The sequence below is a fragment of the Cohnella algarum genome, assembly GCF_016937515.1.
GTDB classification, from domain to species: Bacteria; Bacillota; Bacilli; order Paenibacillales; family Paenibacillaceae; genus Cohnella; species Cohnella algarum.
Map to the genome: position 1 here is coordinate 156,083 of NZ_JAFHKM010000002.1, position 17,159 is coordinate 173,241.

Below are 17,159 nucleotides of genomic sequence, written 5' to 3' on the forward strand. Positions count from 1 at the left end.
TCGCTTCGCTTCCGTCAAATCCGCAACCTGCGGAACAAAACCCCTCTGACGGGCGTCCTGATGTATTCGCTGCGCTTTGGCCCGTTTCCTGCTTATTTCCGCAGTTCGGCCGCGAAAGATTGTTCCAATTTTGACAGCGCCCTGCCGTGGGCCGCCGTCACTTCTTCATCCGTCAGCGTGCGGTCCGGGTGCCGGTACACGAGCGCCAGGGCGACGCTCTTCTTGTCCTGGCCGAGCCGCTCGCCCGTGTACACGTCGAACACGCGAACGGACTCGAGCAGCTCGCCGGCCGCCTCGCGAACGCCGGACACGAGCGCGCCGGCCGCGACCGAGCGGTCGACGACGACCGCCAAATCACGCTCGACCGCCGGGAAGCGCGGAAGCGTCCGGTATTCGATCCGGTTTTCCGGCGCGTCGTAAATCGGCGCCAGCTCGATTTCCGCGACGAACGTATCGTCAAGATCCAGCTCCCGCTGCAGATCCGGATGCAGCTGGCCGACAAACCCGAGCGACAAGCTTCCGCCCGTCGTTTCAAGCTTCACCTCGGCGGTGCGGCCCGGGTGGAAATGCTCGGGGCCCGCCGCCTCGTAACGAATCGAATCCGCGAGGCCGAAACGCTCGAACGCGGCGTCGAGCAGCCCCTTCGCATCGTAAAAATCGTACTTCTCGGCCGCCCCGTTCCACGACGCGACGCGCCGGTTGCCCGACAGCGCGATCGCCAGGCGCGGCTTTTCCTTCGGAAGCGTCGTCAGCGTCTCTTCCGCCGAATGGTAGACGTTCGCGATTTCGAACAGGCCGACGTCCGGGCTTTTGCGCGCCTTGTTGTACTGGGCGGCGTCGAGCAGGCTCGGAATGATCGACGTCCGGAGCAGGCTGCGTTCCTCGCTCATCGGCATCGCCAGGGCGATCGGGCGCACGCCGTCGGCGGAACCGTTCAATTGCGGGAACAATGCCGCCCGCTGCGGCGACGTAATCGAATAGGAAATCGCCTCGTGAAGGCCGGCGCGCGTCAGCGCCAGCCTCAGCTCGCGGCGGATCGCCTGCGGTTTCGTCAGCCCTCCCGTCGTCGTCGGACCTTCGATCGGCGTCGCCGCAATGTTGTCGTACCCGTGCAGTCTGGCTGCTTCCTCGATGAGGTCGACGTCCCGTGAAATGCCCGGGCGCCGCGAAGGCACGGTCACGACCCATACGTCGTTCCCTTTGTCGGCCGCTTCGAATCCGAGGCGCGACCAGATCGTCTTCACTTCCAGCGAGGACAGCGAAGTGCCCAAGTACCGGTTGATGCGGTCAAGCGAAACTTCGATTTCGACCGGCTCGGCCGAAGCTTCCCCGGCTTCCGCGACCCCTTCCGTGACCAGGCCTTCGCCGTATTTGCCGATCAGCCCGGCGGCGCGGTCGAGCGCCGCGACGACGCGGGCGGGATCGACTCCCTTCTCGAACCGCGCGGACGCTTCGGAACGAAGCCCGAGCTGACGCGAAGCGGCCCGGACGGCGCCGCCGTCGAACCGCGCCGATTCCAGGACGATGTCGACCGTGTCGCTTGTCACCTCGGAGTCGAGGCCGCCCATGACGCCGGCGAGCGCGATCGGCTTCTCCGCGTCGGCGATGACGAGCATGCGCGGCTCGAGCTTGCGCTCCTGGCCGTCGAGCGTCACCAGCGTTTCGCCCTCGCGGGCCATGCGGACTTCGATGCGGCCCCCGGCTACCTTGGCCGCGTCGAACGCGTGCAGCGGCTGCCCGTACTCCAGCATGACATAGTTCGTAATGTCGACGATGTTGCTGATCGGGCGGACGCCGGCGGCGATGAGCCGGTTTTGCAGCCAGAGCGGAGACGGGCCGATCTTGACGCCCTTGATATAGCGAGCCGCATAATGCGGGCATTGCTCCTTGGCGGCGATCGTTACTTTTACGTAGTCGGACGTTTTCTCCGCCGCGGCGTACAGATCGCCCGAAGGATCGGGCAGCCGCAGAGGCCGGCCGGTCAGCGCCGAGGCTTCGTAGGCGACGCCCAGCATGCTGAGGCAATCGGAGCGGTTCGGCGTCAAATCCAGCTCCAGGACGTAATCGTCCAGTCCGAGCGCCTTCACGACGTCCTGGCCTACCTCAAGGTCGCCGGGCAGGACGAGAATGCCTTCCTGCTGCTCCTTCGGCAGCAGCTTGTCGTTGATGCCCAGCTCGCGCGCCGAGCAGATCATCCCTTGCGATTCGACGCCGCGCAGCTTGGCCCGCTTAATCTGCAGGCCTCCCGGCAGCTTCGCCCCGATCAGCGCGACCGGCACCTTCTGCCCGGCCGCGACGTTCGACGCTCCGCAAACGATTTGCAAGTCTTCGCCGGTCCCCGCGTCGACCGTGCAGACGCCGAGCTTGTCGGCGTCCGGATGCTTTTCCCGCGCTTTCACATAGCCGACCACGACGCCCGAGACGCCCAGGTTGCGCGCCGGAACCGAATCGATTTCGATGCCGCCGCTCGTCATCAGCTCCGCGAGCCGCGACGGCTCGATGCCTTCCAGATCGATATAGTCGTTTAACCAATTATAAGAAACGTTCATGTCGGGTCACCTCCGTCAAATTCGGTTGAACTGGCTCAAAAACCGCTGATCGCTGTAGTAGAAATGGCGAATGTCGTCGATCTCGTACTTGAGCAGCGCAACCCGCTCCACGCCCATGCCGAACGCGAAGCCGGAAACCTCTTTCGAATCGTAGCCGCCGTATTCCAGCACTTTCGGATGCACCATGCCGCAGCCGAGAATTTCGACCCAGCCGGTTTGCTTGCACATCCGGCAGCCGCTGCCGCCGCATTGCGCGCAGGTCACGTCCACTTCGGCGCTCGGTTCGGTGAACGGGAAAAAGCTCGGCCGCAGCCGGATTTGAACCTGCGAGCCGTACATCTTTTGCACGAATTGCAGCAGCGTGCCCTTGAGATCGCTCATGCGGATGTTCGGGCCGACGACCAGGCCTTCGATCTGGTGGAACATGAACGAATGGGTCGCGTCGTCGTCGTCGCGGCGGTACACCTTGCCCGGGCAAATGATTTTGAGCGGCGTCTTGCCTTCGGCCGCCTGCATCGCCCGGATTTGGATCGGGGACGTCTGCGTGCGGAGCAGGATCTCGTCGGTGATATAAAACGAATCCTGCATGTCGCGCGCCGGATGGTCTTTCGGCAAATTCAGCGCTTCGAAGTTGAAAAAGTCGGTTTCCACCTCGGGACCTTCCGCGATTTGATACCCCATGCCGATAAAAATATCCTCGATCTCCTGCGTCACCTTCGTGAGCGGATGCACGGAGCCGACGGAAGGCGCGCGGCCCGGCAGCGTGACGTCGATCGTCTCGGCCTGCAGGCGGCGAGCCGTCTCCTCCCGGTCGAACTGCTCCTGCTTCTCCGCGATGACGGCTTCCAGCGCCGCCCGGACCTCGTTGGCGACCTGACCGATCGCGGGACGTTCTTCGGCGCTCAAGGCGCCCATTCCCCGCAGCACTTCCGTCAGCTGCCCCTTTTTGCCCAAATAGTGCACGCGCAGGTCGTTCAGCTCGCCGGCGCCGTCCGCTTTCGACAGCTTCTCGAGCGCTTCCCGACGCAGCGCTTCCAATCGTTCCTTCATCCTGATCTCTCCTTGTTCGGAAAATAAAAAAGGCCCTTTCTCCCCTTGAAAGAAAAGGGACGAAAGAGCCGCGGTACCACCCTTATTGGAATATCCTCGTCCGGCATGAACCGTTGCGCGAAGCCGCCGGATTCCCGATCGTCATGGCTTCGCGAGCGCTCCTCCGGCGGCGCTTCGCCTTTCATGGCGATTCGCCGGGACATTCCCGCTTGGAGCGGCGTAACGGGCCGCTGCCGGTCGCTCTACTGCCGGCGCGGACGGCCGGGTTCAAGTCGACGCTCCGGAGTGAATTCCGCCGGCCTGATCCTCGGGAACGCTCTCAGTCTGCCGGCGTTCCCTCCCTGGGAGGATGTCTCTGACGTACTTGTCTCCATCGACGCGATGTTCGTTTTAATATCCTAGATTATAGGGCAAGCGGGGGCAAGAAGCAAGCATCGGAGAATTGCTTATTGCGGTTTGCGCAGCGTCGTCATGGAAAAGCCGCATCCCTGCAGCATCGTATCGATAAACCGGTTCAGCGCCGGATTGCCGGTATCCGGAATGCGGGAGCGAACGAGCCGGCTGCCGAACGCTTCGAACAGCTGCCCGGTCAAATGCTTGTTGAACCAGCCCAGCACGAGATCCGCGGCCGCCCGGGTCGCCGGCGTGTCGACCTGCGCGAACGCGGCGCAAAATTCCTCTCCCCAGAACTTGCTGTTCATAATATTGCCGATGTTGAGCAAGGGACGGATCGGGAACGGAAACGTCTGAACGACCTCGAACCGGGGCTCGAACCGGTCCAAAATGTCCTCCAGCGTCTCGACGCCGATGTGGCCTTCCATGTAGACGTATTTGCGCACGACGTCGTCCGGATTTTTCGGATCGCAGTTCAAATAGTCGATAAAGCCCGTTTCGATGCCGTGAAAGCCGTAGCCGCCGGGCTTCGTCACCCGATGCATTTCGGAAATGATGCGGTCCTTGCTCCGGAACTCGACATGGCCGAAAAAGTCCATCGTATATATAAAATCGAACTCGCCGTCCGCGTACGGCAGCCCTTGGACGACGTCGTACGCGACGGCGCGGTCGAACCCGTTCTGCTTTGCGATTTCGATGCAGCTCGAGCTCATGTCGACTCCGTAAAGCCTTACGTTCGGAAAGTCGCGCTTCACCCGCGCCCCGAACGTCCCGGACCCGCATCCGACCTCCAGCACCTTGATTTCCTCGGTTCCGGCGGCGGCAACGCAGCGCCCAAGCGCCTCCATCAGGCAGGACGACTTTTGGTAAACGAGCGAGTTTTTCGCTACCGGTCCTTCTTTCTCCACGATTCCGACCACGTTGCTGTAAGCGTATCTTTCCTCGTAGTAGACGGCCGGGTCCAATTCGAACAGGGCATAAGTAATTTCGTTTTTCGTCGCGGGAGCTCTTTGGCTCAAGGTTCATCCCCTCCATTTCGGTCACGCCGAACGCACAGGCATAAACCACTTTATTCCGGCGCGGGAGGAGACGAAACCCGAACGATGGCCTTATTCGATCAAACCTCCTTCATCGCCTTCAGACGCTTCATGACCGCATTGCCGCCTTGCCCGAAATATTCCTGAAGCTTGACGTACTCCGCATACAGCCGGTCGTAAATTCGCGCATGCTCCTCGGACGGCTTGAACGTTTCCTCCCGGACGCGGGCCATATGCCGCGCCGCCTCCGCGATCGAAGCGTGACCGCCCGCTTCCGTTCCGGCCGCCGCCGCGCCGTGCATCGCGGCGCCGAGCGCCGCCGTCTGCACCGAGTCGGCGATTTTGATCGGGCGGCCGGTCACGTCCGCGTAAATTTGCATCAGCAGGCGGTTCCGCTGCGGGAGCCCGCCGCAGGCGTACAGCTCGTCCGCGCCGATCCCGGCTGCCGCGAAAGCTTCGATGATGGCGCGCGTCCCGAAAGCGGTCGCCTCGAGCAAGGCGCGATACGTCTCCTCCGGCTTCGTTTGAAGCGTATAGCCGATCATCAGCCCCGTCAGATCCGCGTCCATCAGCACGGAGCGGTTTCCGTTCCACCAGTCGAGCGCCAGCAGCCCGCTTTCCCCCGGTCTCAGAAGGGAAGCTTTCCGCTCCAGCCACGCATGAACGCCAACGCCCTCCCGAGCCGCCTCCCGCTTCGCGTATTCGGGTACCGCTTCCCCCACGAACCAGGCAAAAATGTCGCCCACCGCCGACTGTCCCGCTTCGTATCCGTACAGCCCGGGAACGATGCCGTCCTCGGCAACCCCGCAAATTCCTTTCGCCGGCACTTCCTTGTCGCTTAGAAGCAAATGGCAGGTCGAAGTGCCCATCGTCATGACCAGCTTGCCGGGCGCGACGACGCCGCAGGCCGGCACCATGGCGTGCGCGTCGACGATTCCGACGGCGACGGCCGTGCCGGGAAGCAGCCCCGTCCATTCGGCGGCCAGCTCGCCGAGTTCGCCGGCTCTTCCGCCCAGCGGCGCGACCGGGCCTCTCAGTTTGGTTGCGGCGAGACGCTCCAGGCGGGGATCCAGCGCCCGCATGAAAGCCGAAGACGGATAGCCGTCCCGCTTATGCCACAAGGCTTTGTAACCGGCCGCGCAGGCGCTGCGGACAAGCCGGCCGGTCAGCTGCATGACCACCCAGTCCGCCGCTTCCATGAACAGGTCGGCCCGTTCGTAAATTTCGGGAGCTTCGTTTAAAATCTGCCAAACCTTGGGCAGCATCCATTCCGACGAGAGCTTGCCGCCGTATCTCGACAAAAAAAGCTCTCCCCGCTCGCGGGCGATGTCGTTGATCCGGCTGGCTTCCTCCTGCGCCGCGTGGTGCTTCCACAACTTGACCCAGGCGTGGGGGTGGTCCTTCCACTCGGTTCGCAAGCATAGCGGCACTCCCGCTTCGTCCAAAGGCATCATCGTGCAAGCCGTAAAATCGATGCCGACGCCGATGACCCGGTCCGGGCTTACCCCGGACAAGCGCAGCACTTCCGGGACTGAACGGCGCAGCACCTCGAGGTAATCGCCCGGATGCTGGAGCGCCCAGTCGCGCCCGAGCCGGATTCCCGATCCGGGAAGCGCCTCGTCGATGACCCCGTGAGGGTATGCCGTCACGTGAACGGCGACTTCTTCCCCGTTGGAGACATCGACGAGCAGCGCCCTTCCCGATTCGGTGCCGTAATCGACGCCGATGGCATAAAGCTTATCCATTCGTTCTGCCATCCTTTCCCGGCTTGCCGCCGGCAAACCGTTACGCATAAGACGTTTCTTCGTTCAACTGCCGCAGCATTCGTCCGAGCGCTTCCGCCTCCTCGGGGAGCAGGTCCAGTTGGGGAGCGCGCATCGCCCCGGCGTCGACGCCCCTCAGGCGCAACCCTTCCTTGAAGTAGGCCATGTTGCTGCCGCTTTTGAGCGCTTCGCAATACCGGACGGCAATCCGCTGCCATTTTCTCGCCTCGGCCAGATCGCCGCGCTCGTACGCCTCGTACACCGCGACGAACGGTTCCGGATATACGCAGGAGACGCCGGAGACGACCCCGTCGCAGCCGAGAGCGAGCGCCGCCAGAAATAACCGGTCCGCGCCCTGCATAACCGAGAAGTTCCCGCCGTTAACGTTCAAATACTCGCTCGTCCGGAGAAAATCGGGATAGCTGTACTTGATGCCGACGACGTTCGGGCAGCGGTCCGCGACGCGCTGCGCGACGCCGGCCGGCAGGTCGTTTGCCGCGCACTGGGGAATGTTGTACAGATAAACGGGGAAATCCGCCGGCACGCTGCTCGCGACGGTTACGAAGTAATGCTCCAGCTCGCGCTCGCTCGCGCCGAGGAAAATCGGCGTCACGACGCCGATGCCGTCGGCTCCGATCTCGTGCGCATGCCTGGCCAATTCGATCGCATCCGGCTGCGTCGCCGCTCCGACGTGAATGAAAGCCGTCGTTCGTCCGGCTGCCGTTCGGACGACCGTTTCGGCGACCTGCTTGCGCTCCTCGACCGACAAACGGATCATCTCGCCGGTCGTGCCGAGCGGGTACAGGCAATGCACGCCCTTTCCGATCAAAAATTCCGTCAGTCTCGCGACGGCGTCCAAATCGACTTCCCCTTCCTTCGTAAAGGGGGTCACCATCGCCGTCGTCACTCCGTATAATCGTTTCATCCGGGTCGCTCCTCGCAGTTTGAAATAGGGATTACGCCAGCCGATGGGGCGGCTCCTTGCCCGCGAATACGCACAGCAGCGCTTCCGAAACGGCGATGCCGACGCGCCGGTACGTTTCCGCGGTTTCCGCCGCCGTATGCGGCGTCGCAATCAGATTGTCAAGCGCAAGCAAAGGATTGTCGGCCGAAACCGGCTCCTGTTCGTAGACGTCGATCGCCGCTCCCGCGATCGATCGCGTCCGAAGCGCATGAAGCAGCGCCGCCTCGTCCACGAGCGCCCCGCGGGCGGTGTTGACGAAGTAAGCGGTCGGCTTCATCCGCTTGAATTGGGCATGGCTCATCATGTGCCGCGTTTCGGGCAGGCTCGGCAGATGCATGCTGACGACGTCGCTTGCGGCGAGCACCTCGTCCCCCTCGACCATGCGGACCCCAAGCTCCGCCGCTTTCGCCGCATCCGGGTATTTATCGTAAGCGATCAGCCGGACGTCGAACCCGCTCAGCTTTTTCGCCGTCAGGCGGGCGATATTGCCGAAGCCGAGCAGGCCGACCGTCTTGCCTTCCAGCTCTTCGCCGACGCGGCGGTCCCAATATCCCCGGCGCGCAGACTGATGCAGCGCGGGAATGCCGCGCATGGCGGACAGGATCAGCCCGACGGTCAGTTCCGCGACCGCGTTCGCGTTGCCGCCGGGCACGTTGCTGACCCGGATGCCGTACCGCTTCGCCTGGTCCAGGTCGATGTTGTCGACGCCCACGCCGAAGCGGGCGATTGCCGCAAGTCTCGGCGCGAGCTTGAACACCGCCTCGTTCCACGTATCGACGCCCGCGATGACGCCGTCGACATCGCCGACGAGCGGGACGAGCTCCTCGAACGTATGCGGCCGGCCCACCCGGTTTTCGACGATGTCGCAACCGGCTTCCTCCAGCAGCTTTTTCCCTTCCGGACACAGCAGCGAAAAATTCGTCGCCGTCACCAATACTTTTTTCCGGCCGTCCATGCTACTTCACTCCTCCGACGGTCATTCCGCTGACCATATATTTCGAGGTCATCAAATACATGATGACGACGGGAATCGAGGCGATCATCGAGCCGCCCATCAGCGGTCCCCACGCGAAGACGTCGCCGACGATCATGTCGGACAGGCCGAGCGTGATCGTCTTGTCCGCGCTGTCCGTAATGACGACGAGCGCGTACAAATACTCGCTCCAGCAAAGCGTAAACGCGAAAATGAACGTGGCGGCGATGCCGGGCGCGGATAACGGAAAAATGATGTTGAGCAGCGTCCGCGTCCGGCTGCACCCGTCGATCATCGCCGCCTCCTCGATTTCGTCGGGAATCGACTTGAAGTACGAAATGAGCATCCAGGTCGCGTAAGGAATCGTGATCGTCGGGTAGATCAGCAGCAGCCCGAACAGGGAGTCGTTCGCGCCGATCGACGAAATGAGCATGTACAGCGGAATGAACAGCACGGCGCGGGGCATGAGGTAGGCGTAAAGAATGCCGTTCGAGATGAGCCGTTTTCCGCGAAAGCGAAGCTTGGCGATCGCGTAGGCTGCCAGCACGCTGACGACGATCGAGAAGAAGGAAACGACGAGCGCGACGATCAGGCTGTTTTTGATGTTGACCAGGAAATTCTTTTCCGTAATCAGCTTTTCGTAAGCCGACCACGTAAACTCCTTCGGCCAGAACGACGGAACCATGTTGTAAATTTCGCCCTGCGATTTGAACGAGGTGTTGAGCATCCAGTACAGGGGGAACAGGGCGATGACGAGAAGCATCGCCAGTGCGACATAGGTGACGACAAGCTGGATCCGCGATTTGCGTTCCATGCGTATCCCCCTTTCAGCGCTCGGACAGCGAACGCTTCGTGATGAAATGAATGAGCAGAACGAGCGGAGGCAGCGTCAAAATCGAAATCGCGATCGCCTTCCCCAAATCCATGTTCAAAAATCCGATCGTATAGCTGAGCGTAGAAAGCAGCTGCGTGCCGTTCGACGGGCCTCCCCGCGTCAGGAGCCAGACGATTTCGAAATCGTTCAGCGTCCAGATCGTCGTGATGACGGCGGCCATGACGGTCACTTCCCTGATGGAAGGGAGCGTCATCGAGAAGAAACGCTTGACCGGCCCCGCCCCGTCGAGCATCGCCGCCTCGTACATTTCCTTGGATACCGTCTGCAGGCCCGCCAAAATCGCGATGCCGATAAACGGAATCCCCCGCCACACGTTCACGGCGATGACCGAAAGCATCGCCAGATCGGGGCTTGCGAGCCAGCCGACCGGCCGGCCGATCGCGCCGATTTTCATGAGCAGGAAATTGAGCACGCCGCCGACGTCGGAATAGATCCACTGCCACGTAAAGACCGAAACGATCGTCGGGATCGTCCACGGCAGGAACAGCAGGACGCGGAACAGGTTGCGGAAGACGATTTTTTCGTTCAGCACGAGCGCCATGATCATGCCGAACGCCGTCTTCGCGACGACGGCGACGAGCGTGAACACGACCGTGTTGCGGACCGCTTTCCAGAACAAGGGATCCTTGAACAGTTCGATATAATTGTCGAGACCGTTAAAGACGGCGGGGCTTCCGACCATTTTGTTCGTGAAGCTCAAGTACACCGCCCAGCCGAACGGAACGACCATGATCGCCGTCAAATAGATGAGCACCGGGCTCATGAGCGCGTATGCGAGCTTGTTGTCGTCCAACCTTCTCATGATGATTCACCGCCTGACTTTTACGGCTAAGGAGCCGTAATTCCGACTCCTTAGCCGCAGGAATGAATTATTGCTTTTCGTAAATTTCCGCGATTTTCTGGTGAAGGTCCTGCACCGCGATTTCCGGCGTGTAATTCGCTTCGAGCAGCAGCTTCTGGAACGTATCGTTGACGATTCGCAGGTTAAACACTTCGCCGGCCTGCGGGCTGTACTCGTCCGGATATCCGAGGAAATAAAATTCGTCCACGGATTCGACGAACGCCTTGTTCTTTTCCTCCTGCCATACCGGCTCCGATTTCAAGGCGGTGAGCACGGGGCCCGTAAGCGGCGCGCCCTTTTCCACCCACGTCTTGTACCAGTCGGGCTCCAGCATGAACGCGATGAACTTTTTCGCCAAATCCTTGTTCGCGGAATCTTTGAAAATGCCGAGATTGTTGCTGATGCCGGGAATGAACCGCCCCTTCGGACCGGCCGGATACATGGCGATGCCCGTCTTCTCGTACAGGTCCGGGTTTTCGTTCTTGATCGTGGCCAGCGTGCTTCCGACGTTGAAAATCATCGCGGCCTGACCGCTCAAATACGCTTTGTTGTTGCCGCTGTCGTCCCAGCCGACCGCGCTCGGCGGCGTGCTTCCGTCCGTCAGGAAAATATCGCGGATGAACTGCGTCGCCTGAACCGTCTCCGGCGAGTTGACGATCGCGCCGCCGTCCTTCGTGTCCACCGAACCGCCGTAGGACCAGATGATGCCCCGCGTCAAAAATTCGGCGTCGGAGTTGCCTTTGCCGTACCCAATGCCCGCGCCGTACACGCCCTTGCCCGGATCGGTCAGCGCCTTGGCCATCGAGCGGAATTCGTCCCACGTTTCCGGAGGACCGTCGAAGCCGGCCGCTTCCAGCATATCCTTGCGGTAGTACAGCACCTGGCTTTCCGTCCAGAACGGCACCCCGTACTGCTTGCCGTCGAACGTGATGGCCTTTTTCATGCTCGGCTGGATTTCGCCGTTCGCGGCTTCGATTTCCGTAATGAGTCCGCTTACATCTTCGAGCACGCCTTTTCCGTAAAACTGCCCGATTTCCTGATACCCGAAAAAGGAAACGTCCGGCACGGTTTTCGATTCGATCGCCGCGCTCCACTTCGGGTAAAAATCTTCGTATGCGATCAGCTCGACGTTCACGTCGACGTTGTTCTCTTCCCCGAATTGCTTCGCCCGTTCCTGAACCAGCTCGTTCTGGTCGTCGAACAGCTGCTTTTTCATCCAAAACGTCAGCGTCTGCTTTTTGCCGTCCTGCCCCGTCTCCGCTCCGCCGCTTTCGCCGCCGGAGCTGCATGCCGCAAGCGAGAAGACCAAGGCGAACGCGATGAGACCCGAAACCCACTTTTTCATGATGCAACCATCCTCCCTTATGTCTCAAGCCGATAAGTTCCGCCGCAAGAACGCTGGCGCCCGCGGCGTCCTTTACACTTCCATCATAGGCGCCGAGCCGTCGGGAGAAAATGGCGAGGTTTTAATCCGATGGCATAAAATTAGCGTTGCGGTAATCCTGCGGCGTGACCGAATAGTACTTTTTAAACACCTTGATGAAATAATTCGGATTCTGGTAGCCGAGCAGAAGCGCGATCTCGTAATTTTTCAAGGCCGGATCGGCCAGCAGCGAAACGGCCTTTTCCATCTTGAGCCGCAGCACGAAATCGCTGACGTTTTCGCCGGTTTCCAGCTTGAACAAGCGGGACACGTGAACCGGATGAACGCCCAAATGGTCGGCGATCGTTTGCAGGGTGACGTCCTCCACGAGCCGCTCCTGGATAAACTGTTTGATTTTCCCTACCGTGTCTTCCCGCTCGTGCCGCGGCTCGCTTTCGATGCACATTTTGAGCCGGCCGAACGCCCGCAGCATCCAGTCCCGAAGCGAGGACAGGGAACGGATCGGCGCGAGGCCCGCGGTGCCGGACAAATCCGGGCCGATCAGCTCCGCCAGGCTGCGCCCCTGCTTGTGCGCGAGCGAGCTGAACGAAGCGTACACGTAAAAATAAGCTTCGGTAAAATGCTCGAACGATTGGGACCAGTTCGCCCTCAGCTCGTCGCAAACGGACAACAGCTTCGCTTCGGCCTGATCCCAGTTGCCCGACTCCATCAAATGCTGAAGCAGCGGGGGCTCGTACAGCCTTTGCAGGGAGCGGACCGGAGCCGGCTCCGTCTCTTCTGACGCGTAGATGAACAATTCCGCCTGATTGCCGATCCGCTTGCGCAGCGCCAGCAGATTTTCGTCGTACAACCGCTTGACGTCCTGGGGAAACCGGCCCCAACCGCTGATGATGACCGAGACGGTGCCTTTCAAGTATCGGTTTACGTTCAGCTGCAGCTGCGAAGCGGCGAATTGCAGCTGTCGGAACGCTTCCTCCGCCCCGGATTCCGCTGCCGCTTCCAGCCGCCGCTCGTCGCTCAGCGTGGCCATGAACGTCAAATAGCCGTGTACGTCCTTGCAGCTCCAAAGCCGGAACCAGCCGTCGCAAACTTCCTCCGCCATGTTCTGGATCGCATATTCCATCAGGGACGAATGATAGAAATCCAGCTCCGCCAGCTTTCCCTCCAAACGCACGACCATCAGCGCGAACGGTTCGTCCGGGCGAACGTCGAGCCGCAGCGATTTCGTCTTCTCGGCGAGCTGGCCGTGCAAATATTCCCTTCCCTGCAGCAGCCCGTTCAGCAGTTCTCCCCGCAGCAGCGGCAGATGCTCCCGAAACGTCTTGGCGAACCGTTCGTGCGACCGGCTTTCGTCCCTTTCCCGCCGCAAGGCGTCCACCGCTTTTCCGACCGTCCGGACGACATCCTCGTCGCTCGCCGGCTTCAGCAAATATTCGAACGTGTCCTGGGCGATCGCTTTTTGCGCGTAGGCGAACTCGGCATGTCCCGAGAGCAGGATGCATTTGATTCGCTTCCAGCCGGCGCGGATTTTGGCGATCAGCTCGAGCCCGCTGATGCCGGGCATGCGAATATCGGTCATGACGATGTCGATCGCGTTCGTTTTCAATATCTCCAATGCCTCGCTGCCGGAATAAGCCTTGTACACGTTCGAAACGCCCGCCTTCGTCCAATCGATCGTATCGGCCAGGCTGTCCACGACGGTGTCCTCGTCATCGACGATGAGCAGCCGGTAAAGTTCGGTATCGTTCATCTATTCGGCCCTCCAAACAAGTTCTGCGCGAAATCCGTTTTTCGACGATTTCGAAAAATACAGGCCCGAGCCTTCCTCGTACAAGTGAAGAAGCCGCTGGTGGATGTTCCACAGCCCGCAGCCGGTCTCCGCTTCGAGCGGGGCGGAAATCCGCTTCTTCAGCTCGATCATCCGCTCCTCCGTCATTCCGGGGCCGTTGTCCTCCACGACGATGCGGTTTCCGTCCGGGCCCGTTTCCCCCTTGATCGTAACGACCCCGAACCGTTCGCTCGGTTCGATGCCGTGAATGACCGCGTTTTCGACGAGCGGCTGGATCAGCAGCTTCGGAATTTCCAGCTCCAGCATCTCCTCCGGGATGTCGATTTCGTACCGGAATCTCTGGATGCGCAGCAGTTGGATTTCCAAATAGTTGCGGACAAGCTTCGCTTCTTCGCGCACCGTGGCCGTCGTTTTTTCGGTCCGCGTCGTGTAGCGGTAATACTCGCCGAGATTCAGCGCCATCGCCACGACCGCGTCCTTTTCGCCGAGGCTTGCCATCCCCTTGATGTAAAACAGGCAGTTGTACAGGAAGTGGGGATTGATTTGCGATTGCAAATGCTTTAAGGTCGCTTCCTTCGACCGCAGCGTTTCCTTGTATACCTTGTCGATCAGGTCCCCGATTTTTTCGGCCATTTCGTTAAAGCTTCGGAACAAAAAATCGAATTCGTTGTTCGTCCGGGGGTGAAGCCGGATCGAGTAACGGCCGTCCCGGACGCGCTGCACGCCTTTGACGAGCAATTGAATCGGCCTTTGCACGTTCCGGTACAGCAGCAGCGTCGCCAACAGGCTGAGCGCCAGCAGCAGCACGATGGAGGAATAAAACAGATTCCGGCTCGTCACGATCGGCGAAAAAATCGTTTCGAGCGGCACGAGATCGACCATCGCCCAGTCCAGGCTGCCGGAATGGGCATGGTTGATCATGTATTTTTTCCCGTTCAGCGTCACGACCGCGTTGCCGCTTTCCTCGAGGTTCATGGATTCGAGGATGCCGACCGCCGGGTCGATCGTCGTGCGGTCAGCCGTGTAGCTGACGATCGGCGCTTCGCCTTTCCGGTACAGAAACGGCTCCGTCAGCTCCCCCTGCTTGTAGAGACTGAGCATGTTCCGGATGTTGTCCTCGGTAAACCGGACTTCGACGAAGACGTTCGGAATGCCCGCGGGCCTGATTTGCGAAAACAGCATTTGCTTCATGCTGAAGCTGACGGCGCTTCGGTACGTCCATTCCCCGGGGGGCGTTTCGCGGATCGTCCGTTCGTCGTACTTGACGGAATAATCGGTCGAGATGACTTCCTTCGAATCGGTCAAGTGCAAAATGAGCTGGTTGTTCCAGGCGTTCGTCGCGGTTTGCATGTTCAACATCTCGAAAATCCGCAACTGCCGCTGAAGCTGCAAAATCGGGTCGCTTTTCCCCCGCCCGTCCAAATACTCCCGCAAGGTGAAATCCCGTCCTGCCGACGCCGAATATTTCGTCAGCTGGTCGACCATCATGTCCATCTGGCTCATAAAAAAGGAGAGGCGGTTCAAATTGTTGTCCTCGACCGTCTGCCGGACGACGTCGACGCTGACTTGATAGGAGTAACCGTACAAGGCGACCGTGGGAAGGAGAAGCGAAATGACAAGCAGGAAAATTTTGCTGAAGATGTTCAGTTTCACTATAAGCTCCCCCTAAGATGTGCAAGTGAAAGTGCGGTGCGAGTATGCAAGTTTGCAGGCGTCGATCGCGGTCTTCGAACGGGCAGATTCATCTTAGCATTAAAGTCCAGATGATTGAAAGGGCTTTCAATATTGGGCCGCGGGTTGCCGCCGATCGATTGGCTGGTCCCGTTGCACCAGGCGCGTCGTCGTTGCATGTCCCGTTTCCGCCTCGCCCCGCCAAATTAACGGCCTCCTCACGCCGTTATTTGCTCGCGGTGCCGGATAATTCGCAAATAACGGTCCGGCTCAGCCGCTATTTCCGTTGGGGGCCGTTTTCCGCCTTGATTGACGGAACCGAGGGACGCTATTGGCGGAAGTTCGGCGCGAGTACGGGGATAAGATGGAAGTCAATCTGGCCCTTGACAAAACTAATCACATTAGTTATATTGAAATCGCAAAAACTAATAATATTAGTTTTTTTATGCAGCGGGTATCCCGCATTCCATTGCCGAAAGGGAGAGATTCAATGTTCGCAGGACATTTCGGAATCGCAGCCGCCGTCAAAGCAACGCAGCCCAGGCTTCCGCTTTGGTCTCTTATCGTCGCGACCCAATTGCTGGACATTCTTTTCATTCCGCTGAACTTGGCCGGCGTCGAGCGGACCGACACGTCGATCGGTACCGGATACGGCGAAACGATCTTCCATGCCGATTATACGCATTCTCTCGTCGGCGCTCTGCTGATCGCCGTCGTCGCCGGCTTTGCCGCGCGTCGCGCCTGGGGCGCAAAAGGCGGCTACGCCATTGCGTCCGTCGTCTTCAGCCACTGGCTGCTCGATTTGATCGTCCATCGGGCGGACATGCCGATTTTGCCGGGAAATGCGGGCCAATTGCCGCTGCTTGGCTTCGGACTGTGGAAATATGCGGGAATCAGCATGATCCTGGAAACGGCGATCCTTGCGATCGGATTCGCGATGTATGTGCGTTACGCCATGAAAGGGACGGGAAAAACAAGCCGGAAAAAGGCGACGGCGTCGGTCATTGCCATGGGGTTGTTCCTCGCGCTCACGATGATGATAAGCGTCTGACGGCAAGACGCGCCGCGACAACGATTCGGCGGCAAGGAAAGAGGCCGGCCGGATGGCCGGTCGGCCTCTTCCAACGGAGCGCCCCAAACGGAAGCGCCTCCCCGCCAAGCGCATATTGCGGCAAGCAAGCATTTGCCGCGAAGAGGGCAAGGCTCGCCCTACGCCTTCCGGCGAACGAGCGAGACGACAAGCGCCAGCAAGCCCGCGGCGAGGCCGGCGATCGCAAGGCCGAGCGTCAGCGGATCCCGCCCCGCGCCGTCGGACGCCTCATCGGCGGCGCCGGAAGAAGCGGCGCCGTGGCCGTGGCCGTCGGACTCGCCGGTCGACGGCGTCACCGCCGTCACGGAAGCCGGCGTGTCGGCGTCCTCGGCGCCGGTCCATTCGACGACGCTGCCGTCGGAGTACGTCTGGTAAGCTTTCCAGACGAGCTCCGCGGCGTCTGCCGCGACCCGGCCCTGGAAGCGGAACTCGCCAAACTCCGTCGCGCCCAGGCCGCTGCCGGACGTCGTCCAGACGACGGAAACGATTTTGCCGTCCGCGTTCGTCTCCGTCTCGTAGCTCCATTCGGGCTTCGGCTCGAACCGCAGCACTTCGACGCCGTCCGGAACGTCCAGCTTCACTTCGGTCGTAGCCGCGTCCTTCTCGGACGGGACGCGAATCGTAAACACCTGGTACGCGCCTTGCGCCACTTCGCCCGGCGATACCGTCACATGCGCGCTTGCCGCCTGGGCGAACCCGAAGGCGAGAAACAGCGCAAAAACGAGAGACAACCTTTTTTTCATGACAGGACCAATCCTTT

Annotated in this window: 13 protein-coding genes; 1 reads left to right on the forward strand and 12 read right to left on the reverse strand. The window is 60.6% G+C overall.

The window, feature by feature from the left end:
* Positions 1 to 92 precede the first annotated feature (92 nt).
* From pheT to JW799_RS00835, 11 genes are all read right to left on the reverse strand, one after another.
* Entirely contained in the window at positions 93 to 2,549 is a 2,457-nt protein-coding gene (pheT, locus tag JW799_RS00785) for a phenylalanine--tRNA ligase subunit beta (protein WP_205428256.1), read from the reverse strand.
* Between the two features lie 15 nt (positions 2,550 to 2,564).
* Positions 2,565 to 3,599: a phenylalanine--tRNA ligase subunit alpha gene (pheS, locus tag JW799_RS00790; protein WP_080836625.1), complete on the reverse strand. Its 1,035-nt coding sequence runs from the start codon at positions 3,597 to 3,599 to the stop codon at positions 2,565 to 2,567.
* Positions 3,600 to 4,045: 446 nt separating this feature from the next.
* On the reverse strand, positions 4,046 to 5,011 hold the full coding sequence (locus tag JW799_RS00795) for a class I SAM-dependent methyltransferase (RefSeq protein ID WP_080836621.1): 966 nt from the start codon (positions 5,009 to 5,011) through the stop codon (positions 4,046 to 4,048).
* Positions 5,012 to 5,109: 98 nt separating this feature from the next.
* A complete protein-coding gene (locus JW799_RS00800) occupies positions 5,110 to 6,774 on the reverse strand; it encodes a ribulokinase (protein ID WP_080836618.1) in 1,665 nt (554 codons plus the stop codon).
* A 40-nt stretch (positions 6,775 to 6,814) separates the two neighbouring features.
* Positions 6,815 to 7,717, reverse strand: a complete 903-nt coding sequence (locus JW799_RS00805) for a dihydrodipicolinate synthase family protein (RefSeq protein ID WP_080836616.1) — start codon at positions 7,715 to 7,717, stop codon at positions 6,815 to 6,817.
* A 31-nt stretch (positions 7,718 to 7,748) separates the two neighbouring features.
* Entirely contained in the window at positions 7,749 to 8,711 is a 963-nt protein-coding gene (locus JW799_RS00810) for a phosphoglycerate dehydrogenase (RefSeq protein WP_080836614.1), read from the reverse strand.
* 1 nt (position 8,712) lies between these two features.
* Positions 8,713 to 9,543 carry a carbohydrate ABC transporter permease gene (locus JW799_RS00815; protein WP_080836612.1) on the reverse strand — a complete coding sequence of 277 codons (831 nt, stop codon included), beginning with the start codon at positions 9,541 to 9,543 and terminating at the stop codon, positions 8,713 to 8,715.
* A 13-nt stretch (positions 9,544 to 9,556) separates the two neighbouring features.
* Positions 9,557 to 10,426 (reverse strand): carbohydrate ABC transporter permease, encoded by an 870-nt coding sequence (locus JW799_RS00820; RefSeq protein WP_080836609.1) that lies wholly within the window; start codon positions 10,424 to 10,426, stop codon positions 9,557 to 9,559.
* 67 nt (positions 10,427 to 10,493) lie between these two features.
* Complete coding sequence (locus JW799_RS00825) at positions 10,494 to 11,810, reverse strand: ABC transporter substrate-binding protein (RefSeq protein WP_080836608.1); 1,317 nt, start codon at positions 11,808 to 11,810, stop codon at positions 10,494 to 10,496.
* Between the two features lie 121 nt (positions 11,811 to 11,931).
* Positions 11,932 to 13,599 (reverse strand): response regulator, encoded by a 1,668-nt coding sequence (locus JW799_RS00830; RefSeq protein ID WP_080836606.1) that lies wholly within the window; start codon positions 13,597 to 13,599, stop codon positions 11,932 to 11,934.
* Positions 13,600 to 15,291: a sensor histidine kinase gene (locus JW799_RS00835; protein WP_139787228.1), complete on the reverse strand. Its 1,692-nt coding sequence runs from the start codon at positions 15,289 to 15,291 to the stop codon at positions 13,600 to 13,602.
* Positions 15,292 to 15,799: 508 nt separating this feature from the next.
* On the opposite strand from JW799_RS00835, the gene JW799_RS00840 reads away from it, so the two are divergent.
* Entirely contained in the window at positions 15,800 to 16,360 is a 561-nt protein-coding gene (locus JW799_RS00840) for a permease (RefSeq protein WP_205428257.1), read from the forward strand.
* Positions 16,361 to 16,518: 158 nt separating this feature from the next.
* Here the strand turns inward: JW799_RS00840 and JW799_RS00845 are convergent, their stop codons facing one another.
* Positions 16,519 to 17,142, reverse strand: coding sequence for a YcnI family copper-binding membrane protein (locus JW799_RS00845; protein ID WP_205428258.1), 624 nt, complete (start codon positions 17,140 to 17,142; stop codon positions 16,519 to 16,521).
* Between the last annotated feature and the right edge of the window lie 17 nt (positions 17,143 to 17,159).

What these genes read in the sequence shown, in the direction of transcription:
- JW799_RS00820 (WP_080836609.1), bottom strand. Translation starts at nt 10,426, where the DNA reads ATGAGAAGGTTGGACGACAACAAGCTCGCATACGCGCTCATGAGCCCG.
- pheT (WP_205428256.1), bottom strand. Translation starts at nt 2,549, where the DNA reads ATGAACGTTTCTTATAATTGGTTAAACGACTATATCGATCTGGAAGGC.
- JW799_RS00830 (WP_080836606.1), bottom strand. Translation starts at nt 13,599, where the DNA reads ATGAACGATACCGAACTTTACCGGCTGCTCATCGTCGATGACGAGGAC.
- JW799_RS00825 (WP_080836608.1), bottom strand. Translation starts at nt 11,810, where the DNA reads ATGAAAAAGTGGGTTTCGGGTCTCATCGCGTTCGCCTTGGTCTTCTCG.
- JW799_RS00845 (WP_205428258.1), bottom strand. Translation starts at nt 17,142, where the DNA reads ATGAAAAAAAGGTTGTCTCTCGTTTTTGCGCTGTTTCTCGCCTTCGGG.
- JW799_RS00800 (WP_080836618.1), bottom strand. Translation starts at nt 6,774, where the DNA reads ATGGATAAGCTTTATGCCATCGGCGTCGATTACGGCACCGAATCGGGA.
- pheS (WP_080836625.1), bottom strand. Translation starts at nt 3,599, where the DNA reads ATGAAGGAACGATTGGAAGCGCTGCGTCGGGAAGCGCTCGAGAAGCTG.
- JW799_RS00840 (WP_205428257.1), top strand. Translation starts at nt 15,800, where the DNA reads ATGTTCGCAGGACATTTCGGAATCGCAGCCGCCGTCAAAGCAACGCAG.
- JW799_RS00815 (WP_080836612.1), bottom strand. Translation starts at nt 9,543, where the DNA reads ATGGAACGCAAATCGCGGATCCAGCTTGTCGTCACCTATGTCGCACTG.
- JW799_RS00805 (WP_080836616.1), bottom strand. Translation starts at nt 7,717, where the DNA reads ATGAAACGATTATACGGAGTGACGACGGCGATGGTGACCCCCTTTACG.
- JW799_RS00810 (WP_080836614.1), bottom strand. Translation starts at nt 8,711, where the DNA reads ATGGACGGCCGGAAAAAAGTATTGGTGACGGCGACGAATTTTTCGCTG.